We start from the raw sequence: 203 nt of genomic DNA on the forward strand, positions 1-203 counted from the left end.
CTGGACGTGACTCTGGCCCGTGGCGCCAACTTCCTGAGCCTGGGTGCTGGTAATGACCGCGTGGTATTGCTGGGTAACTATGTTGCCGGTACTTACAACGTGACAGAAAACGGTGTGAACCTGAATGCACAGTCCACAGCGACTGCAGTTGCTCGCGTTGTTACAGACACGATCAACCTGGGTACAGGTAACGATACACTGGT

1 protein-coding gene is annotated in these 203 nt (G+C 54.2%); it reads left to right on the forward strand.

Translation table 11 applies throughout. The annotated features are described in order from the left end of the window. Nucleotides 1-203, forward strand: a 203-nt coding sequence (locus tag ACO0LN_RS30515) for a hypothetical protein (protein ID WP_422980541.1), incomplete at both ends; no start/stop codon positions are given.

The organism is Undibacterium sp. TC9W, from assembly GCF_049339865.1.
Classification (GTDB): Bacteria; Pseudomonadota; Gammaproteobacteria; order Burkholderiales; family Burkholderiaceae_D; genus Undibacterium.